The following is a 25,778-nucleotide window of genomic DNA, read 5'->3' as shown; positions in this document are numbered from 1 at the left end:
ATAAGGACGGGTAAATTTCGCAGCGTTTGATGTATAATAATGCGAAGAGAAAGGAAGGGATGCCCTTCATGGCGCTCAATTTTCATCAACTCCATATTTTTTATACCGTTGCGGAGCGAGGCAGCTTCTCCGCGGCTGCGCAGGCATTGCACATGACGCAGCCGGCCGTGACGATGCAGGTCCAGTCCTTAGAGGATTATTTCGGCACCAAGCTGCTGCAGCGCTCGACCAAACGGATCGAGCTGACGGAGGCCGGGAGGGCATTGATGCCGTTCGCCCAGCGCAGTATCGACTTGATTCGCGATACCGACCTGCAGATGTCCAAATTTACGAAGCAGCTTAAAGGACGCCTCCAGTTAGGCGCAAGCCTGACGATCGGCGAGTATATTCTTCCGCGGCTGCTGGGGCCTTTCGGCCAAGAGTTCCCACATATCGCGATCAGCATGAAAGTCATGAACACGGCTCAAATCATGGAAGAGATCGTCAATCATCAATTGAACTTCGGCTTGATCGAAGCGCCTGTCAATCATCCGGACATGCATATGGAAGCCGTCTTGAGCGATGAATTGAAGCTGATCGTCGGCAAATCGCATCCGCTTGCGGGCAAGGAGGAAGTGGAGCTCGAAGATGTCATGCAATATCCGATCGTGCTGCGAGAACAGGGCTCTGGCACGAGGCTGGTTATGGAAGAGCAGCTGCGCGCGAAAAAAATGAACATTGCGGACCTGAAGATCGTCATGGAGCTGGGGAGCACGGGAGCGGTGAAATCCGCGGTCGAAGCAGGCCTCGGCATCTCGTTCGTATCCGCTTCGTCAGTCAAGCACGAGGTAGCGCTCGGACTTATTCAAACGATTCCGATTCGGGACGTGCAATTCAAGCGGCAATTTTATTCCATCTTCCTGAAATCCGCGCTGCTTCCGATTTCGGCCGTTACATTCCTGACTTTTCTGAGAGAGAGGGATCTGCAGCAATGGCTCTAGATGAACGGCATCTTAACGGCAGGGCGGACCTGCATACGCATACAACGGCTTCGGATGGCCTGCAGCGGCCGTCCGATAATGTCGCGGTCGCGAAGACCAAAGGACTTGCCGCGGTAGCGATCACCGATCATGATACGGTAGACGGCATCGAGGAAGCGATGGAAGCGGGCGAACGTCTCGGCATCACGGTCGTTCCGGGCGTGGAGATCAGCACCGTCGCGGAAGGCATCGACATTCATATTTTGGGTTATTACATGGATTGGCGAAGCGCGGAATGGCGACGGAAGCTGGAGCGTCTGCTGACGCTTCGGGAGCAGCGCAACGACATGATCATCGCGCGGCTGAACGAGCTGGGTATAGGGATTACGCTCGGAGAGGTCGAAGAAGAGGCGAAGTCGCAGGGCAAGGACAGCGGCTCTCTTGGACGGCCTCACATCGCCGCCGTGTTGATTAAGCAAGGCTTCGTCGGTACCATGCAGGAAGCGTTCGATCGTTATTTAGGCCAAGACGGTGCGGCTTACGCCAATCCGCCGCGTCTGCATCCGTTCGAGGCGCTGGAATGGATCCGCGAGGCTGGCGGAACGAGCGTCATCGCGCATCCGGGCTTGTACGGCAACGACGAGCTCGTCCAAGCGATCGTCGCGCGCGGAGCCCAAGGCATCGAAGTCTACCATTCCGATCACGACGAAGCCGCCGAGGCGCGTTATTTGAAGCTTGCGCAGGATCACGGCTTGATCGTAACGGGCGGCTCGGACTTTCACGGCGAACGCCAAGGCGTCGTGTTCCACGGGGAAATCGGCAGCCGGACGGTCGACGTATCCGTGCTGGAGCAGTTGGATCCAGCGCGCCGGAACAACAAATAACGGCACGCAGCTTCAGGAAGCTTGCGTGCCGCTCGGCACAACGGGAGTATTCGCCCGTCGGATTAGACTTTGATTTGCGAAGGCAGGTCCTTAAGGCGCTGTTCATCCGGAGTGATGAACAGCGTTTTTTGATGATCGTAAATGACGAATCCCGGTTTGGCGCCGCTCGGTTTCTTGACATGGCGGATGAGCGTGTAATCGACGGGAACCATGGACGAAGATCGCGCCTGGCTGAATTGGGCCGCCAGCATGGCCGCCTCTTCGAGCGTGCTGTCATTGAAGCTGTTCCCGCGGATCACGACATGCGAGCCGGGAATGTCTTTGGTGTGCAGCCATGTATCGTTCGGTCCCGCTACTTTGTTGGTCAAGAAATCGTTCTGCGTATTGTTCTTGCCCACGTAGATCTGCAAGCCTTCCGATGAAGTATAGCAGAGGAGCGACGGCTGCTTCGGCTTCTTCTTCTTGGCGCCCCGCTTCACGCGCTGCCGCATATACCCCTGATCCACGAGCTCTTCGCGTATCTCCTCGATATCGGCCAAGGATGCGCTGTCCAGCTGCTGCAGGAGCGAGGCGAGATATTGAATTTCCCGCTCGGCCAGCTCCATTTGCTCGGCCACGACCGTTTGGCTGTTGCGGAACTTGGCATACTTCTTGAACAGCCGCTGCGCATTCTGGGAAGGCGTCAACTGCGGATCGAGCGCAATCGTGACAAGCGGCATATCCTCCTCGTAATAGTTCGCAAGCTCCACGGAAGTATCGCCGCGCTGAATCGCATGCAGGCTGGCTGTCAGCAGCTCGCCCAAGATGCGGAATTTATCGGCTTCGTGCGCCTCTCGCAGCGTCTCCTCCAGCTTCTCCACCTTTTTCTCGTTCTTATTGCGTTCATTTTGCAGGAAACGGATGAGATCCGACACACGTTGTTTTACCGTATCGCGCTGCGCTTTATCGCCATAAAAAGCTTCCAGGCATGCGCTTATAGTAGCAAACGCAGAGGTGTCGCCGGAGAGATGCGTTAATGCCGTTACAGAGAAGGCAGACTTGCCGCTTCCGCCGCTCGGTGCGACGATTTGCGGTTCGTAATTGCGCGTTCGGAACTGCGTCATCAGCTGATCGAAAATCGGCCAAAGCGTCTTGCCCGTAAGCTGCAGATCGTCCAGTCCGTTCGGAAGCTTGATCGGCGTTGCGCCGGCCGTTCCGCGGAAAACGATTTCCTTGGCCAACAGGGGACTCAGCCCGCTGAAGGCTGCGACGATCAGCTTATCCGGCGTCAACGATTCGGCCGGAACCGGCTTAGGTGCCGTTCCGAAATGTATGCTGTCTTCATTGGGCATCGGCGGGTGCAGCAGCGCCGTCCCGGCCGTACGCAGCGCGTCCGTGAAATCCTGCTCGGTCAAGATCGAGAACGGATCGCGTTTGCCCTGCTCCGGCGGCGAGACGTAGGCGGTTCCCGGCATAACGACGCGGAAGCTGCTGATGGACGGCGTGACATGGTGAATGCCATCGTGGATCGTCTCCGTTGCGGCGTCGAGCAGAATAATGTTGCTGTGCCGGCCCATCAGCTCGATGATGATTCGTTTCTGAAACGTATCGCCAAGCTCGTCTCTCTGGCGGACGTCGAGATGAAGGATGCGCTCATTGCCGACTTGACGGACGGCTTCTATGACGGCACCTTCGCAATATTTGCGCATGAGCATGCAGAACATCGGCGCTTCCATCGGATTGACGTAGGTTTGCTCCGACCAGTGGACGCGCGGGTAGGTCGGATTAGCCGAGAGCAGCAGCCTGCCCTGGATTCCGCCGCCGCGAATTTGCAGGACAAGGTCATGCGGTGACGGCTGGTGTATTTTATGAATGCGCGCTCCGACGCAGGCTTGAAGCTCATCCGCGACGGCGCGGGTAACGATTCCATCTAAGGCCATAGCGTAAAATCCCCTTTACTCGTGATTCATCTTCCCTATCATGCCATAACCGGAACAAAAACTTAAGTCCCGGGCTGGGATATTTTCAGGTTTGTCCGAATACATTTAGCCCATAGAGGCTGTCCGTCAGGCGGCGAGTATCGGAAGGGAGTCGGAGGAATGGAACAAGGAATGTGGCATGGGCTGGAAACGGCCGAGCTGGCAAAGGCGCTGGACGCTAACCTGGAAACCGGGCTGTCGCCGGACAAGGCGGCGGAACGGCTGGTGCAGACTGGCCGAAACGAGCTGTCGGAGGGGAAGAAAGTTTCGCCGCTGAAGCTCTTTCTGGGTCAGTTCAAAGACTTCATGGTGCTGGTGCTTATGGGGGCGACCTTAATCTCGGGGCTGCTCGGCGAATATTTGGACGCCATTACGATCGTGGCGATTATCGTGATCAATGCCGTTCTCGGATTCGTACAGGAATTCAGGGCGGAGAAATCGCTGCGCGCGCTCAAAGCGCTGTCGGCTCCGATGGCCAAGGCGCTGCGCGGGGGAGAAATCATTATCATTCCGGCGAGCGAGCTGGTTCCGGGAGATATCGTGGAGCTTGAAAGCGGCGATCGCATTCCGGCGGATCTCCGGTTTATCGAAACGAACAGCTGCTACGCGGAAGAGTCCGCCTTGACGGGCGAATCGGTGCCGGTCAACAAGCATTGCGACCCGATCAAGTCGTCGGACATTCCGCTCGGAGATATGCGCAACATCGGCTTCATGGGGACGATGATCACCCGAGGCACCGCCAAAGGCATCATCGTTCGGACGGGCATGAACACGGAAATGGGTAAAATCGCCAATCTTATCCAACAAACGGAATCGATGGAAACGCCGCTCCAGCATCGCCTCGAGCAGTTGGGGAAGATTCTCATCATCGTCGCCTTGGCGCTGACGGTCATGGTCGTGCTTGCAGGGATCCTGCATGGCCAGCCCGCTTACGAAATGTTTCTTGCAGGCGTCAGCCTGGCGGTCGCCGCGATACCGGAAGGCCTGCCGGCCATCGTCACGATCGCGCTCGCGCTCGGCGTGCAGCGGATGATCAAGCGGCGCGCGATCGTGCGCAAGCTGCCTTCCGTCGAGACGCTCGGCTGCGCGTCCGTCATCTGCTCGGACAAGACGGGCACGCTGACGCAAAATAAAATGACGGTGACGAAGCTGTGGATCGGCGGCCGCGGCATGGATATTACGGGCGAAGGATACGAGCCGACCGGAGGCTGCTTCGAGAGCGGCAAAGGCGTCGATATCAAGCACGACCAGTCGCTCCGCCGGTTGCTGCAGGTCGCGGCGCTATGCAACAACGCAACCGTCTCCAAGCTGGACCAGGAGCCGGATGCCAAGCGCAAGAAAGGAAAAGGCGTAATCGTGCAGGACGAATGGGTGCTCAAGGGCGATCCGACGGAAGGCGCGCTGACGGTGCTGGCCTCCAAGCTGGGTGTTTCCGCCAAATCAATGGAAGGGCTGTATAAACGAATCAAGGAGTATCCGTTCGATTCCGAGCGGAAGCGGATGTCCGTGCTGGTCACGCATCAAGGCGGACGCCTGGTCTGCACGAAAGGCGCGCCCGACGTGCTGATGAATCAGTGTGCGTACATTTTGTGGGACGGCAAAGTCGTGCCGTTCACGGCCACGCTCAAGCAGAAGGTCGGAGAAGCCGGGGAAAAGCTGGCTGCAGGCGCGCTTCGGGTACTGGGTTTCGCTTATCGCGAGCTGCGTCCGCATGATGCTTCAGAGGTGGAAACCGATGTCGAACATTCGCTGATCTTCGTCGGCTTGTCCGGCATGATCGATCCGCCGCGCCGCGAGGTGAAAGAAGCGATCGCGAACTGCCGCCGCGCAGGCATCAAGACGGTCATGATCACCGGCGACCATCAATCGACGGCTGAGGCGATCGCAGGCCAGCTTGGCATCATGCCGCGCGGCGGTATCGCGGTCAGCGGACAGCAATTGAACGAAATGTCGGAGGAGCAGTTGGACCGGCTGGCAGATAATATCTTCGTATACGCTCGCGTATCGCCTGAGCATAAGCTGCGTATCGTCAAAGCGCTGCAGCGCAAAGGACATGTCGTGGCGATGACCGGCGACGGCGTCAACGACGCGCCGGCGATCAAGGCGGCCGACATCGGCATCGCGATGGGCATCACCGGTACCGACGTTTCCAAGGAAGCTTCCTCGCTCGTACTGATGGACGACAATTTCTCGAGCATCGTCTCAGCGATAGAGGAAGGGCGTGGCATATATGAGAATATCCGGAAATTCATTCGTTATTTGCTGGCTTCGAACGTCGGCGAAATATTGACCATGTTCCTGGCGATGATGGCCGGACTGCCTCTGCCGCTCGTGCCGATCCAAATCTTGTGGGTCAACCTGGTGACGGACGGCTTGCCTGCCATGGCGCTTGGCGTCGACCAGGCCGAGAAGGATCTCATGCAGCAGAAGCCGCGTTCCGCGAAGGAAAATATATTCGCCCGCAGGCTGGGCTGGAAAATCATCAGCCGCGGCATTCTGATCGGCGTCTTCACGCTGGCGGCGTTCTGGATTACGCTGCGCATCAAGCCCGGCGATCCGCAAAATCTCATTCACGCGCAGACGGTCGCTTTTGCAACGCTCGTCATGGCGCAATTGATTCATGTGTTCGACTGCCGCAGCTCGAGATCGATTTTCCACCGCAACATCTTGCAAAATAAATATTTGCTGTTTGCCGTCCTGTCGTCGGTCGTGCTGATGCTTGCCGTCTTGTACGTCCCGGTTCTGCAGCCGATTTTCAAAACGGTTCCGCTCACCATCCGCGACTGGTGCCTGGTGCTTGTCGCCGCAGGGATCCCGACGTTCTTCATGGGCATCGGCAGCGTGCTCGGCACGACGGACAAGAAGAAGAAATCCAAATGGCCGCTCGGAGGCCAAAAAGCTGCCATGCGTTGATCGGAAAGAAGGCTGTCTGGATTATATTCCAGGCAGCCTTTGGCGTTTAATTGAACCGCTCGCCGAAAATTGCGATGATATACCTTGACCCTGCGTCATAGTTTATACTGTGTGTTAGAAGTGAGGATTAGAGTGGGAGTAAGAGAAGCAAGAAGAGCAAGGTAAGGTTGAAGGAGGCTTTGGTGGCGTGAAAATCAATGAAATTGCCGAAAGGCTGGCGATAACGCCACGTGCGATCAGGCTTTATGAAGCGAAGGGTCTGCTTAAGCCTGGACGCGAAGCGGAGAACGGCTACCGGATGTTCTCGGAGAGCGACGCATGGCGGCTCCAGACGATTGCTGCGCTGCGCGGCGTCGGGCTCGGACTGGATCGGATCAAAACGTTGATCGAACGGCATGATGAAGGGGATTCCTCGACCGTGCACCATGATCTCGAGCTGCAGCGGATGGCGCTCGTCTCCAAATGGGTGGAAGGAAAGTACGCGATCGCCATGCTGGATGAACTTATCGGTAGGCTGGAGGCGAAAGGCAAGCTGGAGCCCGAGGATCTGTTTCAATTGACAGGCCGGCTGAAAGAGGTTCGGCAGCAGCAGGAATCTTGGATCGATGCTTGGCAGTTCGATAAGCTGGCCGCTGAGTTTGACGGCTCTTCCGCTTGGGTATCCGCAGGTGCTGCTTTGTCGCAAGCGGAGTACGGGCAGGTGCTGGACTTAATCGTGCAGTGGGTATCGCCGCAGGAAGGTGAAGAAGGTCTGGATATCGGCGCGGGGACCGGCAATTTAGCCGGTCTGCTAGCGGCGGGCGGAGCGCGGATGTCGGCCGTTGACCAGTCCAGAGAAATGCTGGCTATCTGCCGGGACAAGCATCCTTCCGTAACGGCTAAGCTTGGCAATGCGCTTGCGCTTCCTTTCGCGGACGGGCGATTTCCGTTCGTTGTATCCGCGTTCGCCCTACATTATATGAGCGGCGGCCAACAGCTTCTGGCGCTGGAGGAGATGGACCGCGTTCTGAAGCCGAACGGCCGTATTTGTCTGGCAGGACTTATGCAGGAGAACAGCCATGCAGCAGAAGAGGTAGATCCGACGAGGCATGCCATCGACCGCAGCCAGCTGACGGCTTGGTTCAGGGAACATGGTTATATTACGCTCCATTATGGGATCAATCCGAGCATTGGCGCGCTCTACGCCGTTCGCAAACATTGACTTGACCTTAACCCGGCGTCAACCCTCATGCTGAGGTAGACAACAAACGGGGAGGGATTTTTTTGATCGAACACGACATCATCTATCAAACCGAAGCAGAGCGCTACGACAGGCTAATTGCCAGCGAAGACGCAGAGGGCAATCTGCTTCGAACCATTCGAACTATCATCCCTGACCTGACAGAACTGGACGCAGTAGATATCGGCGCAGGCACCGGAAGGTTGGCAAGGCTGCTTGCCCCGCAAGTAAGGTCCATCCTATTGACGGATGCATCGCAGGCCATGCTCGATAAAGCCGCCAAGCAGCTAACGGAGGCAAAGTTGGCCAACTGGCGAACCAGCCAAGGTGTCAACGATAACCTGCCGTTGGGTGACCACAGCGTAGATCTATTGACCGCGGGCTGGACGATCTGTTATTCGGCAAGCAGCAACATCCCAAGCTGGCGCGCGAATTTGCAAGCCATCATGACCGAACTGGAACGCGTGATCCGGCCAGGAGGCACGGCAATGATCTTCGAAAACTTCGGCACGGGTTCAGCCGAGCCGAACCCGCCGAGTTTTTTGACTGAGTATTACCGTGAGCTGGAGCAGCAATATGGCTTCGCACACAAGTTTATCCGCACCGATTTTCAGTTCGCGTCCAAGGAAGAAGCTTTCGCGCTGATCGATTTCTTCTTCGGCAGCGAGCTCAGCCAGCAAGTGGCCGACAATCAATCAGTTCACTTCCCCGAATGCACGGGCGTCTGGTGGAAAAGGTTTTAGAAAGAGGCCGCGAAGGCCTCTTTCTTGTCGGGGGCCGCAAAGAGACGGCCCAACAATTGCCGCTGAGCACAGCGAAGCCCAGGCAATCCAAGAACCAACCTCGCCGCCGAGGACCCGGCGGCCCCCAAAATGCCGGCTGGGCGCAGCCAAGCCCAGGCAATCCAAGAACAACTTCGCCGCCAAAGACCTGGCGGCCCACAAATTGCCAGCTGGGCGCAGCCAAGCCCAGGCAATCCAAGAACCACTTCGCCGCCAAAGACCTGGCGGCCTCCAAATTGCCGGCTGGGCGCAGCCAAGCCCAGGCAATCCAAGAACCAACCTCGCCGCCGAGAACCTGGCGGCCCCCAAATTGCCGGCTGGGCGCAGCCAAGCCCAGGCAATCCAAAAACCAACCTCGCCGCCAAGGACCTGGCGGCCCCCAAATTGCCGGCTGGGCGCAGCCAAGCCCAGGCAATCCAAAAACCAACTTCGCCGCCAAAGACCTGGCGGCCCCCAAATTGCCGGCTGGGCGCAGCCAAGCCCAGGCAATCCAAAAACCAACTTCGCCGCCAAGGACCTGGCGGCCCCCAAATTGCCGGAGAGCGCAGCGAAGCCCAGGCAATCCCACTCGTGCGCCGAACGTAAAGCGTGTCCCGCAAGGGACGAAAGCGAGCCCGGCACGCATGGTCAGGCCGAGCGTCTCTGCGGCGCATCACGTTCCCATGGTCCCGCAAGGGACAGCAGGCCGCTCGCATCCGCCAAACGTCAAGCGTGTCCCGTGAGGGACGAAAGCGAGCCAGGCACGTATGAACTCGGGTGCGCTTCTCTGCCGAGCCGACGTTATCCCATCCGGGTGTCCAGAGGGCGGAGCCCTTGGGGTCCCCCTTGGAGAAGGGGGATTTAGGGGGTCGAATTTCTGTCGACAGAACCCAAAGACTAAGGTAAACTGATTTTTAATAAACACAATAGGATTAAATATTTATAAGCGGATTCGCTTCATACGAGGAGAGACAGCCAAACATGAACTTTACGAAAATGCACGGTCTAGGAAACGACTTTATCGTAGTCGCAGGCGAATCGAAGCTGCCGGATAACGCAGCGCAATTGGCGGAGCAGCTTTGCAATCGCTTCTTCGGTATCGGTGCCGACGGACTCGTTTACATTTTGCCTTCCGAGAAGGCGGACTTCCGGATGCGCATCATCAACTCGGACGGTTCCGAAGCGGAACAATGCGGCAACGCCATTCGCTGCGTAGCGAAGTATGTTTACGACAACGGCTTGACGGACAAAGAAACGCTGACCATCGAGACGCTCGGTGCCGGCGTGCAGGCCGTGCAATTGACGGTGGACAACGGCAGCGTCGTGAAAGTCCGCGTCAACATGGGACAGCCGATCCTCGAAGGCTTGAAGGTGCCGACGACGATCGATGCCAATCCGGTCATCAATCAATCGATCGAGGTGGACGGCCGCGAATTCAAGTTTACGGCAGTCTCGATGGGTAACCCGCACTGCGTCATCTACGTCGACGACGCGGTGAACTTCGACCTGGCGACATGGGGCCCGAAATTGGAAGTGCATCCGTTATTCCCACGCAAAATCAACGTGGAATTCGTAACGGTGCGCGCCAAGGACTTCACGGACATGCGCGTGTGGGAACGCGGAGCAGGACCGACGTTGGCTTGCGGCACGGGCGCATGCGCAACCGTTGTCGCTTCCGTGCTGAACGGTATGACGGATCGGACGGCGACGGTATCGCTCAAAGGCGGCGACCTGTTGATCGAATGGGATGAAGCAACGAACAATGTATACATGACAGGACCGGCTGCAGAAGTGTTCCGCGGAACGGTATAAGCAAGAGATGAAGGAGTTTTGACAATGAAACCGGATTTAAGGGAAGCGCTGCAGGCGCGCATCTTGACCGGCGACGGCGCGATGGGAACCTACCTGTACGGGATGGGGTTCCCTGTCGGCGTTTCCTACGAAGAATTCAATTTGCTCCGGCCGGAAGTGATTGCGGACGTTCATCGCCGCTATTATGAGGCAGGGGCGAGAATCATAGAGACGAACACGTTCTCGGCCAACCTGGTAAGCTTGACGAATTACGGGCTGGACGGCGAAGTGGAGGCCATTAACCGGGCAGGCGTGCAAATTGCTCGCGGGGCAGTCGGCAGCGACGCTTACGTCGTCGGCGCGGTAGGTTCCATTCGGGCGGGGAAACGCAAAAATATGTCGATCGCGCAGTTGGACCAGCTCTTCCGCCAGCAAATTAACGCGCTGCTTACCGCAGGGGTCGACGGCATCATGCTGGAAACGTTCTACGATCTGGAAGAAGCGCTTCTGGCGCTTCGTATCGTGCGGAGCATGTCCGAGGTGCCGGTGATTTGCCAATTTGCGGTGGAGAAAGAAGCCGTTACGCTGGACGGGAAGCCGATCGCTTCCGCTTTCGAAAGCCTGCGGATGGAGGGCGCGGACATCGTCGGCTTCAACTGCCGAAGCGGTCCGAACGGCATCCTTCGCGCAATCGATTCCATCAACGCGGATGTCAAGCTGCCGTTGTCCGTTTTTCCGAATGCCGGTATACCGGATTACGTGGACGGCAAATATCAATATACGTCGACGCCGGAATACTTCGCTGAATCCGCGCGGAAATTCGCGGACCGCGGCGCCCGCATCATCGGGGGCTGCTGCGGTACGACGCCGGAGCATGTCGCGGCGATCGCGGCTGCGCTTGACGGGTACCAGCCGCGGCCGGTAGATCCATCGGAGCTGCTGCAGCCCTATGCGGAGCGCGTCGTCGTTCGCGAAGAGAGACCGGCGGCAACGGAGCCGAACATCGTGGATCTAGTGAAAGAACGCCATACGGTCATCGTGGAGCTTGACCCGCCCCGCGACCTCGCCATTCATAAATTCATCGAAGGGGCGAAGGCGCTGAAAGCGATCAAGGCGGACGCCGTGACCATGGCGGACAATTCGCTGGCCGTCACGCGAATGAGCAATATCGCGCTGGCTTCGCTCGTGCAGCAGCAAGTCGGCATCCGGCCGCTGGTGCACATCGCCTGCCGGGACCGCAACCTTATCGGGACGCAGTCGCACATGATGGGATTGGATGCTTTGGGGATCGATCATGTACTTGCCGTGACGGGCGATCCAGCCAGATTCGGCGACTTGCCGGATTCCAGCTCCGTCTATGACCTGACGTCTTTCGAGATGATTAGAATGATCAAACAGTTGAACGAGGGCGTAGCCTTCTCCGGCAAGCCGTTGAAGCAGAAGGCGAACTTTATTACGGGCGCGGCCTTTAACCCGAATGTCAAATATTTGGATAAAGCCATTGCCCGCCTGGAGAAGAAAATCGAGACCGGCGCCGACTACATTATGACGCAGCCTGTCTACGACAAAGAATTGATCGTCCGCATCGCGGAAGCGACGAAGCATTTGCAGGTTCCGATCTTCCTCGGCGTCATGCCGCTCGCCAGCGGCAGAAACGCAGAGTACCTTCACAATGAAGTACCCGGCATTCAGCTGTCGGATGAGGTTCGCAAGCGGATGGCGGGCCTCGAAGGCGAGGCGGGACGCGCCGAAGGCGTACGCATTGCGGAAGAGCTGCTGGATACGGCGATGGAATATTTCAAAGGCATCTATCTCATTACGCCGTTCATGTTCTATGACATGACAGTGAAGCTGACGGATTATGTATGGCGAAAAACGGGCAGTTTAACGAGGTAACCTCGTTTTTTCTCCCGTTTGCGCTTTAACACTTGTTCGTCCGATGAAAATGGATTAATATAGACATTGGATGCACTTGCCATGCCGCTGTCGATGCGTTAGAATTAGGGACTCTGAGTTTTCGTAGCTCATAGAGCTCAGGGCGGCTGGCTTAACGTATGCTCCGGACTTTTTTCGTCAAGAATAGTGCAATATTCTGCCTTGCAGATTCCATCATTCTTGCGCTTATCTATACATCGTGTGCTATTCATGCTCATGCACGAGAGATACCGGAGGGGAACCTATCATGGCCATTAAGCTTATCAATATTGGTTTCGGGAACATCGTTTCCGCAAATCGGATCATTTCGATCGTCAGTCCGGAATCGGCGCCAATCAAACGGATCATTCAAGAAGCGCGCGACCGGCATATGCTGATCGACGCCACTTACGGCCGCCGGACGCGGGCTGTCATCATCACGGACAGCGATCATGTTATTTTATCAGCGGTTCAGCCGGAAACGGTTGCGCATCGTCTATCGACCAAGGATGACGATCACGACGAATAGTAACGGGGAGTCATATGAACAGAGGATTGTTAATCGTATTGTCCGGTCCTTCGGGCGTAGGCAAAGGTACGGTGTGCTCCGAGCTGCGGCATAAACAGAACGATTTGGTTTATTCCGTATCGGCGACGACGCGCTTGCCCCGCCAGGGAGAAATCGACGGAGTCAATTATTTTTTCAAGAGTAGAGAACAGTTTCAAGACATGATCGCGCGCGATGCGCTGCTGGAGTACGCGGAATACGTGGGCAACTATTATGGCACTCCGCGCGATTTTGTCGAGCGCACGCTTGCTTCGGGCAAGGATATTATTCTTGAGATCGAAGTGCAAGGCGCGCTCAAAGTGAAAGAGAAGTTCCCTCAAGGCGTGTTCATCTTCTTGGTGCCGCCATCCCTTGATGTGCTTAAACAGCGCATTACGGGGCGCGGTACGGAGAATGCCGATATTATTGACCACCGAATGAATGTCGCGGTGGAAGAAATGAATTTGATTCGTTACTACGATTACGCCGTGGTGAACGATCAGATCGATGCCGCATGTCACCGCATTCAAAGCATCATTGTCGCGGAGCACTGCCGCAAGGACCGCTTTATCGAAGAACTCGAAGAAGTGAAGGAAGCTTCCGAGAAAGCATGAGTGAGGTGAGAGAACGTTGTTGTATCCATCGATCGATGAAATGATGAAGAAGGTAGACAGCAAGTACTCGCTGGTAGTCGCAGCGTCGCGGCGCGCGCGCAAGCTGCGGGATGGAAGCAAGAGCGAGATCCGCTCGCCGAAGTCGCATAAATTTGTAGGCGTAGCGCTGGAAGAGATCTATCATGATATCCTCGTGGTGGAGAGCACGCTGAACAAGAAAGACGATGAGTAAATGAAAGCTTAAGAATAACAACCCTTGCGGTTGTTATTTTTTTACCTACGTGCGGTTGTAAGAAGAGGGGGAGAGATTTCCATGCTTCAAGGGAAAACGATTCTTTTAGGGATTTCCGGCGGCATCGCGGCGTATAAAGCGGCGACGATTTGCAGTCGGCTCGTTCAGGCTGGGGCGAAGGTGCGCGTCATCATGACGGAATCGGCGACCAAATTCATTGCGCCGTTGACGCTTCAAACGTTGTCGCGTCATCCCGTCTATCTCGATACGTTCGATGAATTCGATCCCGCCGTCGTGGCGCATATCGACGCGGCCGACAGTGCGGATCTGGTGCTGGTCGCGCCGGCGACGGCGAATATCGTGGGCAAGATGGCGAACGGGCTCGCGGATGATTTTCTAAGCACAACCTTGCTCGCCACGACGGCTCCGGTTATCGTAGCGCCTGCGATGAACGTGCATATGTACGGCCATCCGGCGGTGGAACGGAACATGGCGCTGCTGGCTGATCGGGGCGTTCGCTTCGTGGAGCCGGGTACCGGTCTGCTCGCATGCGGGTATGTCGGCAAAGGCCGGCTGGCCGAGCCGGAGGAAATCGTAGCCGCGGTCAAGCATTGGTTCGCATCGCGGACGGAGCTTGCCGGCAAATCCGTTATCGTGACGGCAGGCGGCACGGTCGAACGGCTTGACCCTGTACGCTATTTGACGAATGATTCCTCCGGAAAAATGGGCTTTGCTTTGGCAGAAGCAGCTGCTAATCGCGGCGCCGACGTGACCTTGATCGCAGCGAGGACGACGGCCCCGCCGATCGCGGGCGTTAAGCTTGTGCGCGTTGAATCCGCCGAGCAAATGCTGCAGGCTGTCCTGGAGCGGTATGATTCCGCGGATCTCGTCATCAAAGCGGCCGCGGTCGCCGATTACCGGCCGGTGTCGCAAGCGCCGACGAAGATCAAAAAAAGCGAAGAGAAGCTCGTCATCGAGCTGGAACGGACGACCGATATTCTGCAAACGCTCGGCGAGCGCAAAACGCATCAATTTCTCGTCGGCTTCGCTGCGGAGACCGAGCACGTTGCGCAGTACGCCATGGACAAGCTTCGCCGGAAGAACTGCGATCTTGTCGTGGCGAACGATGTCTCCCAGGATGGCGCGGGCTTCAACGTGGATACGAACGTCGTTCAGATATACGGCCAGGATGGGCTGATCGAAGCACTGCCGCAGCTGCATAAACGGGAAGTGGCAGATCGTCTGCTGGAGCGCATCGTTCGTCAAATGCAAACGAAATCGGCCGGGGAGGCCGGCGAATGATCGCGAGGGTGATCGTGGATGTGCCGAGCCGGTCGACGGATCGACCGTTCGATTACAAGATTCCGGACAATTTGAACGGCTGGGTAGAGGTGGGCAGCCGTGTCGGCGTGCCTTTCGGGGGGCGCGTCCTGCAAGGCTTCGTCGTTGGCCTGGCGCCTTACGCGGACGTTGACGTCAAGAAGCTGAAACCGATCGCGGAGCTGCTGGATCACCTTCCGCCTCTGTCCCCTGACCTTGTCGAGCTGGCGAGGTGGATCAGCGACAAATATTGCTGTCCCTGGACGACGGCGCTGCAAGTGATGATTCCGTCGGCGCTGAAAGGCAAGGCCGATTCCGTTGTCTCCTTGTCAGCAGAATCCACAGAATCCACGGAGGAACAAGAAGGACTTCTCCCGGAAGATACGGAGTCGTGGTTCCAATTTATCCGGCAACACGGAGAGGTCCGCTTGGCGCTGCTGCAGGAGCGGTTTCCTGAAGCCGCGGCAAGCATTAAAGCGGCTATTCGTCGCGGAACGCTGACGGAGGAAATCTCCATACGCGATCGGCTGAAGGTCCGTAAAGTATGGACCGTCTTCCCGCCTGAGGATACGGCCGCCACCGAGGCAGCGCTGGCTTCAGCGTCGTCGCGGGCGGCGAAGCAGCAGGAAGCGGCGCGCTACCTATTGGACAATCCGGAGCCGATTCCGCTTGCCGCCTTGGCGCAGGCGTTATCGACCACGACGGGGACGATCCGCGGCGCTGCGGACAAGGGCTGGCTGACCATCCGTGAAATGGAGCAGCAGCGCGACCCGTACGCCGGGCGGGGATTCAAACGAACAGAGCCTCTGCCGCTCATGGAGGGGCAGCAGGCTGTGTATAACGAAATCGCCGAGGCTTTGGACAATGAAGCGGCGCGCGTCTTTCTCCTGCATGGCGTTACGGGCAGCGGGAAGACGGAAGTCTATTTGCAGACGATCGACCGCTGCTTGAAAGCAGAGCGCCAAGCAATCGTGCTCGTCCCGGAAATCGCGCTTACGCCGCAAATGGTGGAGCGCTTCAAAGGCCGTTTCGGCGATTCCGTCGCGGTGCTGCACAGCCGTCTATCCAGCGGCGAGCGATACGATGAATGGCGCAAAATTCGGGAGGGCCGCGCAGAAGTCGCGGTCGGGGCAAGATCTGCCGTATTTGCGCCTTTTCAACGAATAGGCCTCATTATTATCGATGAAGAGCATGAATCTTCCTATAAGCAAGAGGAAAGCCCCAAGTATCATGCGCGTGACGTTGCCGTGCAGCGCGCGAAGCAGCATCAAGCTGTCGTCGTCCTTGGCTCGGCGACCCCATCGCTGGAATCGTTCGTGGCCGCTTCGGCTTCGCGAAGCCAGGAAGGGACCGCGAGCACGAACAGCTCCGCGAAACAGGGCGCGACATTGCTGCCGATGCCCGAACGCGTCGCGGGACGGCCGCTTCCGAAGGTGCATCTGGTCGATATGCGCGATGAACTGAAGGGCGGCAATCGTTCGATGTTCAGCCGTCAGCTGCACGAAGCGCTGCTGCAGCGTCTTGAACGCGGCGAACAATCCGTGCTGCTGCTTAACCGGCGAGGTTATTCCACGTTTGTGATGTGCCGCTCCTGCGGCTACACGGCGCAATGTCCGCATTGCGACATTTCGCTCACCTTCCATCAGAAATCCAAGGCGCTGCGGTGCCATTATTGCGGACATGCCGAGCAAGCGCCGACTGCATGTCCTTCCTGCGAGAGCGAGCACATCCGGTTCTTCGGAACGGGAACCCAGCGGGTGGAGGAGGAGCTTGCCAAGCTGTTCCCGGGCATCCGCGTCATTCGGATGGACGTGGACACGACGACGGAGAAGGGCTCTCACGAGAAGTGGCTCACCATGTTCGGCGAGCGCAAGGCGGACGTGCTCCTCGGTACGCAAATGGTAGCCAAAGGGCTCGATTTTCCATATGTTACGTTAGTGGGCGTCATAGCCGCGGATACGTCGCTGCATCTGCCCGATTTTCGCGCAGCGGAGAAGACGTTCCAGCTGTTGACGCAGGTTGCGGGACGTGCCGGACGGCATGAGCTTCCCGGAGAAGTCATCGTACAGACGTACAACCCCGAACATTACGCCATCATCAGCGCACAGCGTCACGATTATGCGTCCTTCGCTCAGGAAGAGCTGAAACACCGCCGTTTCATGGCGTATCCTCCGTTTTGCCGGCTTATTCTCGTCACGCTCTCCCATGAGCAGTTGGCGCTGGTATACGCCGAGGGCGAGAAGCTGGCCTCGACGCTGCGCGATCTTGCGCGTTCGGCCGGCGTTAGAGGGTCCGACGATGGAGACGGAAGCCGTTTCATCGATATTTTAGGGCCTGTCGCCTCGCCGATCCCGCGGATGAAGGATCGCTATCGATTTCAATGTATGATAAAATATCGGGGAAACGTCGGCGCCTCGGAACTGTTAGGGCAGGCGATTTCGCTGCTTTCTGGCGCGAACGGCCAGCCGCCGGTGACCATGAGCGTAGACGTGGATCCGCAAGTGATTTTATAATCTATACCTATAAAGCAGGATGACTGGAGGTCGTTTTATTAATGGCGATTCGATTAATCGTGCAGGATCCAGATCCTGTGCTTCGCGAGCGTGCGATCGAAGTAACGAAATTCAATGCTAATTTGCATAAATTGCTGAACGATATGGCGGAAACGATGTATGACGCGGACGGCGTTGGTTTGGCTGCGCCGCAGGTCGGCATTTCCAAGCGCGTCATCGTCGTGGACGTCGGTGACGATAACGGCTTGATCGAGATGGTCAACCCGGAGATCGTGGACGCAACGGGCGAGCAGCTAGGTCCTGAAGGCTGCCTCAGTATCGCTAAGCTGAACGGCGACGTTCGCCGCGCGCAGCATATCAAGCTGAAGGGCATGGACAGGAACGGCGCGCCGATCGAGCTGGAAGCCAGCGACTTTCTGGCCCGTGCGTTCCAGCACGAGGTCGATCATTTGAATGGGGTCCTGTTTACCGATATCGCGGAATCTATCTACGACATCACCAATCGTCCCCATCCGGACGGAGAGTGACGTCATGCGCATCGTATTTATGGGAACGCCGGCATTTGCGGTCGCATCATTGGAAGCTGTACTGACCGCAGGCCATACTGTCGAACTGGTCGTCACCCAACCAGACCGGCCGAAGGGCCGCAAAAAAACGTTGACGCCGCCTCCGGTCAAGGAAGCGGCGCTTCTGCGCGGATTGCCCGTCGAACAACCGGAACGGCTGCGCGGCTCCGAGACGGCGGCGCGGATTGCGGAGCTGAAGCCGGATCTGATCGTAACGGCGGCTTATGGACAAATTTTGCCTAAAGCCGTGCTAGACGTGCCTCGGCTCGGCTGCATCAACGTGCATGGCTCGCTGCTGCCGAAATATCGCGGCGGGGCACCGATTCAGCGCGCCATTATCAACGGGGAGACGCAGACCGGCGTCACCATCATGTATATGGCCGAAGGCCTCGATACCGGTGACATGATCAGCGTCGCGGAATTGCCTATCACGGACAAGGATACTTCAGGCACGCTGTTCGAGAAGTTGACGGAAATAGGCGCGAAGCTGCTGGCGGAGACGCTGCCGGCCATTGAAGCGGGAACCATACGGGCCATTCCGCAAAATCATGACGAGGCGACCTATGCGCCGAACTTGACGCGGGACGACGAGCGTATCGACTGGAACCGCCCGGCGCGGGCGATCTACAACCAAGTACGCGGCCTTTCGCCAATGGCTGGCGGTTTCACGCTATGGAACGAGGAACCGTTCAAGGTATGGGGCTGCACGATCGAGAAGCGTTCCTCATCGGCTGAGCCGGGAACGGTTCTAGCCGTGTCAGGCGATGGCATCGTCGTCCAAACCGGCGAAGATGCGCTGCTGCTGACGCACATTCAGCCTTCCGGCAAGAAAGCGATGCCCGCTGCGGATTGGCTGCTCGGCGCACGGCTGGCGCCGGGATCCGTCTTCGGATCCGGAGGTGAAGCATGAGCACCGGCGGCAGCAAAGGGACAATCGGAAATAAAGGGAATGTTGGAAGCAAACCGACTGGCGGAAGCGGACAAGCCCAGGCCGTAAAGCCGGCAGGCGCGAAGCCTTCGGGTTCCTCTGACAAGGGACAAGGGAAATTTGCCCCGCGCGGCAAGCGGCCCGGCGGCCGGAACGGCCATAAGCCGGGACGACAAGCGAATCCGAAGCCGGAGCCGCGGCGCAAAACGGCCCGCGAAGTCGCGCTCGACACGCTGGTTCGCGTGGCGGAGGGCGGCGCCTACAGCAATTTGCAGTTGAATCGCGCACTGGAGGATTCCGGGCTTTCGAAACCGGACGCCGGACTCGCGACCGAGCTCGTGTACGGAACGATTCAACACCAGCGGCTGCTGGACGAGCGGTTGAATGCGCTCATAACGAAGGGATTCCATAAATTGACGCCATGGGTGCTCGTGCTCCTGCGAATGAGCGCCTACCAACTGCTTCTGCTGGACCGGATACCGCCTCACGCGGCCGTCAACGAAGCGGTCGTCATCGCCAAACGCCGCGGTCACAGCGGGATTTCCGGCATGATCAACGGCGTTCTGCGCAATATGGAGCGTAATCTGGCCGAGTTGAGGCTTCCTATTGATGAGCTTGCAGACCCGGTACTCCGGATCGGCATCGCGCATTCGTATCCCGACTGGCTGGTGAAACGCTGGATCGCTAAGTACGGTGTCGAGACAGCGGAGCAGATCTGCGCGTCCGGGAACGAACGTCCGCACAGCAGTCTGCGCATTAATCCGCTCAAGCTCTCGCGGGAGAAGGCCGAGTCGCTCCTATCGGAAGCCGGCTTTGAATCGACGCCTTCGGCGCTTGCCGCCGAAGGCATTATCGTAAGCGGAGGCGGGAATTTGGCCGCGACCGAAGGTTACAAGAACGGCTGGTGGTCGCTCCAGGACGAGAGCTCCATGCTCGTGGCGGACGTCTGCGCGCCGAATCCGGGCATGAGGGTACTCGATTGCTGCGCCGCTCCGGGCGGGAAGACGACGCATCTCGCAGAGTTGATGGAAGATCGGGGAGAGATCATCGCCAACGATGTCCATCCGCATAAGCAGCAGCTCATCGAAGAGCATGCCGCCCGATTGGGACTGAGCGCCGTTCATACCGTCGTGGGCGATGCGGGGACGCTTTCCGAGCGTTTTGCGCCGGGCAGCTTCGATCTTGTGCTGCTGGATGCGCCATGCTCGGGCTTCGGGGTCATTCGCCGCAAGCCGGAGATCAAATGGACCAAATCGGAGGCGGATATCGCCGCGATCGCTTTGCTTCAAACGCAGCTGTTGGACGAAGCCGCGAAACTGGTGCGTCCGGGCGGCACGCTCGTATACAGCACTTGCACGATCGAGCAGGACGAAAACGAGCAGCAGGTACTGAAATTTTTGTCCCGCTGCGAATCCTATAAGCTGGATGCCGATTGGTCTGAGCGCGTCTTGCAGCCGCTGCGGTCGAAGGGAATCGTCGGTGACGGCTTCGAAGGTATGGTGCAACTGCTGCCGCAGCATTTCGGAAGCGACGGTTTCTTCATCGCCCGCCTGAAACGCTTGAGCGAGTAGCGCCGTATCCAAAAATAGATCGGCACCAATGCCCATGACAGCTCTAAAGTGGCCTGTTATGGGCGTTTGTGGTAAAATAACGATGGCACTTCCCGCGCAGGGAAACGCCATGAAAATATTGCAAAGAAACAGGTGTTTAACCGATGAAACCGTTCATCTACGACTATACGCTCGAGCAGTTGCAAGATTGGATGAAAGAGAACGGCGAGTCCGCATTCCGCGGCACGCAGCTGTTCGAATGGCTCTACGTGAAGCGAGTGAAAAGCTTCGAGGACATGAGCAATTTATCCAAGGCGCTTCGGGAGAAGCTTGAAGACCATTTCCAATTCGTGACCCTCAGCGAAATCACTAAGTTCGAATCCAAGGACGGCACGGTGAAATTTCTGTTCGGCCTGCATGACAATCATGCGATCGAAACGGTCATCATGCGCCACAGCTACGGCAACAGCATCTGCGTCACGACGCAGGTTGGCTGCCGGATCGGCTGCACGTTCTGCGCTTCGACTCTCGGGGGGTTGAAGCGTAACCTGACGGCTGGCGAGATCGTCGCGCAAGTCGTTGTCGCGCAGCAAATGCTGGATGCGACCAACGAACGCGTCTCCAGCATCGTCATTATGGGCTCCGGAGAGCCGTTCGAGAACTACGACGCCACGATGACGTTCCTGCGTCTCATGATCCATGAGAAGGGACTGAACATCGGCCAGCGCCATATTACGGTGTCGACGAGCGGCATCGTGCCGAGCATGTACAAGTTTGCGGAAGAGAACACGCAGATTAACCTGGCGATCTCCATCCACGCACCGAACGACAAGCTCCGTTCCAAGCTCATGCCGGTCAACCGACGTTTTTCGTTCGATGAAGTCATGGAAGCTTGCCGGAACTACATTGCGAAGACGGGACGCCGCATTACGTTCGAATACGCCTTAATCGGCGGCGTGAACGATCAGAGCGAACACGCGGAAGAGCTGGCGAAGGTGCTTAAGGGCATGCTGTGCCACGTGAACTTGATTCCGGTCAACCACGTGCCGGAGCGGGATTACGTGCGTACGCCTCGCGAGCAGATTTTCGAATTCCACCGTATTTTAGAGAAGAACAAAATCAATGCCACCATCCGCAGAGAACAGGGACATGACATTGCAGCGGCTTGCGGACAACTACGTGCTAAACATATGGAGTCTACGGCGGGGTGATGAGTCTTGAAGATGGCTTTGCGGAGTGATATCGGAAGAATTCGACTCGTAAATGAAGACCGGGGCTGGTGCGAGGAGCTGGAACCCGGTCTTGTCGTAGCTATCGTGGCCGACGGAATGGGCGGCCACCAAGCAGGCGACGTGGCAAGCAAGCTTGCCGTCGATACGTTTCGCGAAGCGGTGCAGGGATCCACGGCGGCATTGACCGTAGACGAACGAAAAACGCTGATCAGCCAGGCTATTCTGCAGGCCAATGAAGTCGTTTTCGACACGGCATCCAATAATGAGCAATACCATAACATGGGCACGACGGTCGTAGCGGCGCTGCTGACCGATGCAAACGGCGTTATCGGCCACATCGGAGACAGCCGCGCCTATCAATGGCGGGACGGCGTGCTTACGCAAGTGACGGAAGACCATACTCTCGTGAACGAACTGGTGAAATCCGGCCAAATTACGCCGGAAGAAGCAGCGAAGCATCCTCGCCGCAATGTCCTGACACGGGCATTAGGCACGGACGAGCAGGTAGAAGTCGACGTCAAGGGCATTTCATGGCAGAAGGACGATCTGCTGCTAATATGCAGCGACGGACTTTCCAGCATGATCGATGCGGCGGCAATCATCGAAACGCTGCAGCAGGACGAGCTGGATCTTGACCAGAAGGCTGACAGGCTCGTTCAATTGGCGCTGCAAGCAGGCGGGGATGACAATATTACCGTCGTGCTGCTGCATCATGCCGAAGACACAGAGCTTGAGGGGTGATCGACATGATAGGACATGAACTTGGCGGAAGATATGAAATTTTGACGCGAATCGGCGGAGGCGGCATGGCACTTGTCTACAAGGCGCAAGACTTGCTGTTGAACCGCAACGTCGCCGTCAAAGTGCTTCGCCAGCAATTCGTGCATGACGAGGAGTTCATTCGCCGTTTCAGGCGGGAAGCCCAGTCCGCCGCGGCTCTTTCGCATCCCAACGTCGTCAGCATTTACGACGTGGGCCAGGAAGAAGATACGCATTATATCGTCATGGAGTACGTCGAAGGCAACAACCTGAACGAAATCATCAAAGAACGCGCGCCGCTGCAAGCGGAAGAAGCGGTCCGTATCGCCATCCAGATCTGCGATGCCTTGGAGCACGCGCATCATAACCAAATCATTCATCGCGATATTAAGCCTCATAATATATTAATAGGCAAGAACGGACGCGTGAAGGTTACGGACTTCGGGATCGCGCGCGCGGTTACGTCGTCGACGATCACGCAGACCGGCTCCATGGTTGGCTCGGTTCATTATTTTTCGCCCGAGCATGCCAAAGGAACGGCGACCGGCGAGAAATCGGACTTGTATTCGCTCGGCATCGTTCTCTATCAGATGATGACCGGCAAGCTGCCGTTCCTGGGCGAGAGCCCCATCAGCGTGGCGCTCAAGCATCTGCAGGAAACGTTCGAGGAGCCGCGAGAGCTCAATCCGTACATACCGCAGAGCGTGGAGAACGTTATTCTGAGAGCGATGCGCAAAAATCCGAACGAGCGTTACCGTTCGGCTACGGAGATGCTGAAGGATCTCGAAACCTGCTTGAGGCCCGAGCGGCTGCGCGAACCGAAAGTCGAATTCAGCAATCCCGATTTCGACGAGACGCGCGTGATGCCCGCGATCCGCGGCAATCTGGCGGACACGCTGGCAGCTTCTCCGGCTGCCGCCAAAACGGACAAAGCGCCGATGGCTTCGGAACGTGCCGAACGCAACGGGACTGCCCCGATCAAGGAGCGTCAAACCGCTTCGGCGGCCGCCGCGCTGCAAGATACGCCCGCGGATACGGATGACCGCTGGAATTCCAGCGGTCTGGAGGATACGCGGAGGCGTAAGTGGGTGAAACCTGTCGTGACGGTTGCCTCTACGCTCGTCGTGATCGCGCTAGTCTATTGGGGTGCGATGACCGTACTCGGTTGGTTTGACATCGAGGAGGTTCAGGTGCCGAACGTCATCAACATGACGGAGACCGACGCTCGCGACGCATTGGTTAAAGCGGGGTTGAAGGTCGAGGAGCCCACGATTCATACCGATAAGGAAGGCGTCGCCAAGGACATCGTGTACGAGCAGTCCAAGCCGAACCAGCGGGTGAAGGTCGGATCGTTCATCAAGCTATACGTAAGCACGGGTCCGGCGATGAAGAAAGCGGAGAATTATCTCGGCAAAGACTACGAGGATGTAGTTGCGGCGCTTGTCGCACTCGGGGTCGATGAGAAGCGAATCAGCAAGGAAGAAATATACAGCGACGAAACGCCGGGTTCGGTTCTGGAGCAATCGCCGCAGGCCGGAGAGGATTTCGATCCGAAGCAGGCGGAATTCAAGCTGACGGTCAGCCAAGGCAAGGAAACGATCAAGATGCCGAAGCTCATCGATTTGAAGCAAACCACGGCAATCGATCTTATCCGCTCCAAGGGCTTGACGATCAACGAAGCCGACATCGTCTTCGAGCCGAGCTACAAGGAGAAAGGCACGGTTATCGCCCAATATCCATATGATCCGGATGCCGACGTATCCAAAGGAGCGGCCATTACGATCACGGTCAGCACGGGTACGCCGGACGACGCGCTCGAGTATACGTTCAATATGATCATCTCGCCTGCGGAGGCAGGCAAAACGAGCGAAATCCGCATCGTTTACAGCGACGCCACCGGTGAAAAGAAAGAATGGGGCACACGCAAGATCAAGGATACTCAGCCGTTCCCTGTCAAAGTAACGTTGGCTCCGAACACGGAAGCCAAAGTGGAGATTTACCGGGATAAGCACCTCGTGGATACGTTCTCGAAAACGTACGATCAAGTAAAATCGGGCGAAGACTCACCGCCGGAAACGATTCCAGGCCAAGACGAACCGCCTGCGGATCAGCCAGCCAACGCCGAGGAGAATCCAACGAATGGCAATACGAACGCAAACACAGACGAAACAACAACCACAGATGCGGGAAACCAGCAATAAAGACGCGAAGCTTGGAAGGATCGTCAAGGCGCTGAGCGGGTATTATTACGTACGCCCGTCCGGCGCTCCTTCCGATGCCGTCGTTATTCAGTGCAGGGCGCGCGGGATCTTCAAGAAACGCGGCGAGTCGCCGCTGGTCGGAGATATCGTCGATTTCGAGGAGACGGAGAACGGCGAAGGCGCGGTAAACGCCATTCATTCGCGATCTTCCGAGTTGATCAGGCCGCCCGTGGCGAACGTGGATTTGGCCGTATTGGTCTTCTCCGTGACGGAGCCGGTACTGAACCTGCAGCTGCTCGACAAATTCCTTGTTCATATCGAGCATGCCGGCATCGATGCCGTACTATGCTTAAGTAAACAGGACTTGGCGGAAAATGGCGAGGATACAGTAGAAGCTAAGCGGGCGATGTCCGATGTGCGCCGTATTTACGAGGCGATCGGCTACGATGTTCTCGTAACCAGCTCGAAGCAGGGAGAAGGCACTTCTGCGCTCAAGGAACGGCTTCAGGGCCATTTGGCCGTGTTTGCCGGTCAGTCCGGCGTCGGGAAATCTTCGCTGTTGAACGCGCTCGTGCCAGGGCTGACGCTGGAAACGAACGAAATCAGCAACCGGCTCGGGCGGGGGAAACACACGACGCGGCATGTAGAGCTGATCGATATCGGCGGCGGCTTCGTCGCGGATACGCCGGGCTTCAGCCAATTGGATTTCACCGAGCTCGGCATCGAGGAGCTGGGCATTTGCTTCAGAGAAATGAGAGAGTTGTCTTCCTCCTGTAAGTTCCGAGGCTGCACGCATATCCACGAACCGGAATGCGCCGTGCTCGAAGCGCTCGGCAAGGGGGAAATCGCGCCAAGCCGGCACGCGAATTACGTGCTGTTCATGGCGGAGATGAAAGAGAAAAAGCGGAGGTACTGAA

The 25,778-nt window shown here is 57.4% G+C and carries 20 protein-coding genes; 19 read left to right on the top strand and 1 reads right to left on the bottom strand.

Annotated elements, in window-relative coordinates:
* Positions 1–68 precede the first annotated feature (68 nt).
* Both AC0YNU_RS02610 and AC0YNU_RS02605 read left to right on the top strand, forming a co-directional pair.
* Positions 69–980 carry a selenium metabolism-associated LysR family transcriptional regulator gene (locus AC0YNU_RS02610; RefSeq protein WP_475752807.1) on the top strand — a complete coding sequence of 304 codons (912 nt, stop codon included), beginning with the start codon at positions 69–71 and terminating at the stop codon, positions 978–980.
* Positions 971–1,843: a PHP domain-containing protein gene (locus tag AC0YNU_RS02605; RefSeq protein ID WP_475752805.1), complete on the top strand. Its 873-nt coding sequence runs from the start codon at positions 971–973 to the stop codon at positions 1,841–1,843. The genes AC0YNU_RS02610 and AC0YNU_RS02605 overlap by 10 nt, the downstream gene beginning before the upstream one ends.
* A gap of 62 nt (positions 1,844–1,905) precedes the next feature.
* Here the strand turns inward: AC0YNU_RS02605 and AC0YNU_RS02600 are convergent, their stop codons facing one another.
* Positions 1,906–3,762, bottom strand: a complete 1,857-nt coding sequence (locus tag AC0YNU_RS02600) for an Rqc2 family fibronectin-binding protein (RefSeq protein ID WP_475752803.1) — start codon at positions 3,760–3,762, stop codon at positions 1,906–1,908.
* A gap of 159 nt (positions 3,763–3,921) precedes the next feature.
* Here AC0YNU_RS02600 and AC0YNU_RS02595 point away from each other — a divergent pair, with 159 nt between their 5' ends.
* The 17 genes from AC0YNU_RS02595 to rsgA all read left to right on the top strand — a co-directional run bounded on the left by AC0YNU_RS02595 (position 3,922) and on the right by rsgA (position 25,777).
* Entirely contained in the window at positions 3,922–6,714 is a 2,793-nt protein-coding gene (locus AC0YNU_RS02595; protein ID WP_475752800.1) for a calcium-translocating P-type ATPase, SERCA-type, read from the top strand.
* A 187-nt stretch (positions 6,715–6,901) separates the two neighbouring features.
* Positions 6,902–7,915 (top strand): MerR family transcriptional regulator, encoded by a 1,014-nt coding sequence (locus AC0YNU_RS02590; RefSeq protein WP_475752798.1) that lies wholly within the window; start codon positions 6,902–6,904, stop codon positions 7,913–7,915.
* Between the two features lie 62 nt (positions 7,916–7,977).
* Positions 7,978–8,676 carry a class I SAM-dependent methyltransferase gene (locus AC0YNU_RS02585; RefSeq protein ID WP_475752796.1) on the top strand — a complete coding sequence of 233 codons (699 nt, stop codon included), beginning with the start codon at positions 7,978–7,980 and terminating at the stop codon, positions 8,674–8,676.
* Between the two features lie 999 nt (positions 8,677–9,675).
* A complete protein-coding gene (dapF, locus tag AC0YNU_RS02580) occupies positions 9,676–10,506 on the top strand; it encodes a diaminopimelate epimerase (RefSeq protein WP_475752794.1) in 831 nt (276 codons plus the stop codon).
* Positions 10,507–10,530: 24 nt separating this feature from the next.
* The gene (locus tag AC0YNU_RS02575; protein ID WP_475752792.1) at positions 10,531–12,381 is read left to right on the top strand and encodes a bifunctional homocysteine S-methyltransferase/methylenetetrahydrofolate reductase; all 1,851 of its coding nucleotides are present in this window, start codon (positions 10,531–10,533) and stop codon (positions 12,379–12,381) included.
* A 286-nt stretch (positions 12,382–12,667) separates the two neighbouring features.
* On the top strand, positions 12,668–12,928 hold the full coding sequence (remA, locus tag AC0YNU_RS02570; protein ID WP_020615370.1) for an extracellular matrix/biofilm regulator RemA: 261 nt from the start codon (positions 12,668–12,670) through the stop codon (positions 12,926–12,928).
* Between the two features lie 14 nt (positions 12,929–12,942).
* The gene (gmk, locus tag AC0YNU_RS02565) at positions 12,943–13,560 is read left to right on the top strand and encodes a guanylate kinase (protein WP_475752789.1); all 618 of its coding nucleotides are present in this window, start codon (positions 12,943–12,945) and stop codon (positions 13,558–13,560) included.
* A gap of 16 nt (positions 13,561–13,576) precedes the next feature.
* Positions 13,577–13,792: a DNA-directed RNA polymerase subunit omega gene (rpoZ, locus tag AC0YNU_RS02560; protein WP_475752787.1), complete on the top strand. Its 216-nt coding sequence runs from the start codon at positions 13,577–13,579 to the stop codon at positions 13,790–13,792.
* 81 nt (positions 13,793–13,873) lie between these two features.
* A complete protein-coding gene (coaBC, locus tag AC0YNU_RS02555; RefSeq protein WP_475752785.1) occupies positions 13,874–15,094 on the top strand; it encodes a bifunctional phosphopantothenoylcysteine decarboxylase/phosphopantothenate--cysteine ligase CoaBC in 1,221 nt (406 codons plus the stop codon).
* Positions 15,091–17,625, top strand: coding sequence for a primosomal protein N' (gene priA, locus AC0YNU_RS02550; protein ID WP_475752783.1), 2,535 nt, complete (start codon positions 15,091–15,093; stop codon positions 17,623–17,625). The genes coaBC and priA overlap by 4 nt, the downstream gene beginning before the upstream one ends.
* A 41-nt stretch (positions 17,626–17,666) precedes the next feature.
* Entirely contained in the window at positions 17,667–18,152 is a 486-nt protein-coding gene (gene def, locus AC0YNU_RS02545; RefSeq protein WP_475752782.1) for a peptide deformylase, read from the top strand.
* Between the two features lie 4 nt (positions 18,153–18,156).
* The gene (fmt, locus tag AC0YNU_RS02540; protein WP_475752780.1) at positions 18,157–19,101 is read left to right on the top strand and encodes a methionyl-tRNA formyltransferase; all 945 of its coding nucleotides are present in this window, start codon (positions 18,157–18,159) and stop codon (positions 19,099–19,101) included.
* Entirely contained in the window at positions 19,098–20,690 is a 1,593-nt protein-coding gene (rsmB, locus tag AC0YNU_RS02535; RefSeq protein WP_475752778.1) for a 16S rRNA (cytosine(967)-C(5))-methyltransferase RsmB, read from the top strand. Before fmt ends, rsmB begins: the two co-directional genes overlap by 4 nt.
* Positions 20,691–20,833: 143 nt before the next feature.
* On the top strand, positions 20,834–21,880 hold the full coding sequence (gene rlmN / locus AC0YNU_RS02530) for a dual-specificity RNA methyltransferase RlmN (protein ID WP_475752776.1): 1,047 nt from the start codon (positions 20,834–20,836) through the stop codon (positions 21,878–21,880).
* A 12-nt stretch (positions 21,881–21,892) separates the two neighbouring features.
* On the top strand, positions 21,893–22,642 hold the full coding sequence (locus AC0YNU_RS02525; protein ID WP_475752774.1) for a Stp1/IreP family PP2C-type Ser/Thr phosphatase: 750 nt from the start codon (positions 21,893–21,895) through the stop codon (positions 22,640–22,642).
* A 5-nt stretch (positions 22,643–22,647) separates the two neighbouring features.
* Positions 22,648–24,861 carry a Stk1 family PASTA domain-containing Ser/Thr kinase gene (gene pknB, locus AC0YNU_RS02520; protein ID WP_475752772.1) on the top strand — a complete coding sequence of 738 codons (2,214 nt, stop codon included), beginning with the start codon at positions 22,648–22,650 and terminating at the stop codon, positions 24,859–24,861.
* The gene (gene rsgA / locus AC0YNU_RS02515) at positions 24,842–25,777 is read left to right on the top strand and encodes a ribosome small subunit-dependent GTPase A (RefSeq protein WP_475753937.1); all 936 of its coding nucleotides are present in this window, start codon (positions 24,842–24,844) and stop codon (positions 25,775–25,777) included. The genes pknB and rsgA overlap by 20 nt, the downstream gene beginning before the upstream one ends.
* Position 25,778 lies beyond the last annotated feature (1 nt).

The sequence above is a fragment of the Paenibacillus sp. J31P316 genome, assembly GCF_056269105.1.
This window is presented reverse-complemented; position numbering and strand designations above follow the sequence as displayed.

Coding starts and splice junctions, on each gene's coding strand:
- AC0YNU_RS02610 (WP_475752807.1), top strand. CDS start 69: ATGGCGCTCAATTTTCATCAACTCCATATTTTTTATACCGTTGCGGAG.
- AC0YNU_RS02605 (WP_475752805.1), top strand. CDS start 971: ATGGCTCTAGATGAACGGCATCTTAACGGCAGGGCGGACCTGCATACG.
- AC0YNU_RS02600 (WP_475752803.1), bottom strand. CDS start 3,762: ATGGCCTTAGATGGAATCGTTACCCGCGCCGTCGCGGATGAGCTTCAA.
- AC0YNU_RS02595 (WP_475752800.1), top strand. CDS start 3,922: ATGGAACAAGGAATGTGGCATGGGCTGGAAACGGCCGAGCTGGCAAAG.
- dapF (WP_475752794.1), top strand. CDS start 9,676: ATGAACTTTACGAAAATGCACGGTCTAGGAAACGACTTTATCGTAGTC.
- AC0YNU_RS02575 (WP_475752792.1), top strand. CDS start 10,531: ATGAAACCGGATTTAAGGGAAGCGCTGCAGGCGCGCATCTTGACCGGC.
- remA (WP_020615370.1), top strand. CDS start 12,668: ATGGCCATTAAGCTTATCAATATTGGTTTCGGGAACATCGTTTCCGCA.
- gmk (WP_475752789.1), top strand. CDS start 12,943: ATGAACAGAGGATTGTTAATCGTATTGTCCGGTCCTTCGGGCGTAGGC.
- coaBC (WP_475752785.1), top strand. CDS start 13,874: ATGCTTCAAGGGAAAACGATTCTTTTAGGGATTTCCGGCGGCATCGCG.
- priA (WP_475752783.1), top strand. CDS start 15,091: ATGATCGCGAGGGTGATCGTGGATGTGCCGAGCCGGTCGACGGATCGA.
- def (WP_475752782.1), top strand. CDS start 17,667: ATGGCGATTCGATTAATCGTGCAGGATCCAGATCCTGTGCTTCGCGAG.
- fmt (WP_475752780.1), top strand. CDS start 18,157: ATGCGCATCGTATTTATGGGAACGCCGGCATTTGCGGTCGCATCATTG.
- rsmB (WP_475752778.1), top strand. CDS start 19,098: ATGAGCACCGGCGGCAGCAAAGGGACAATCGGAAATAAAGGGAATGTT.
- rlmN (WP_475752776.1), top strand. CDS start 20,834: ATGAAACCGTTCATCTACGACTATACGCTCGAGCAGTTGCAAGATTGG.
- AC0YNU_RS02525 (WP_475752774.1), top strand. CDS start 21,893: ATGGCTTTGCGGAGTGATATCGGAAGAATTCGACTCGTAAATGAAGAC.
- pknB (WP_475752772.1), top strand. CDS start 22,648: ATGATAGGACATGAACTTGGCGGAAGATATGAAATTTTGACGCGAATC.
- rsgA (WP_475753937.1), top strand. CDS start 24,842: ATGCGGGAAACCAGCAATAAAGACGCGAAGCTTGGAAGGATCGTCAAG.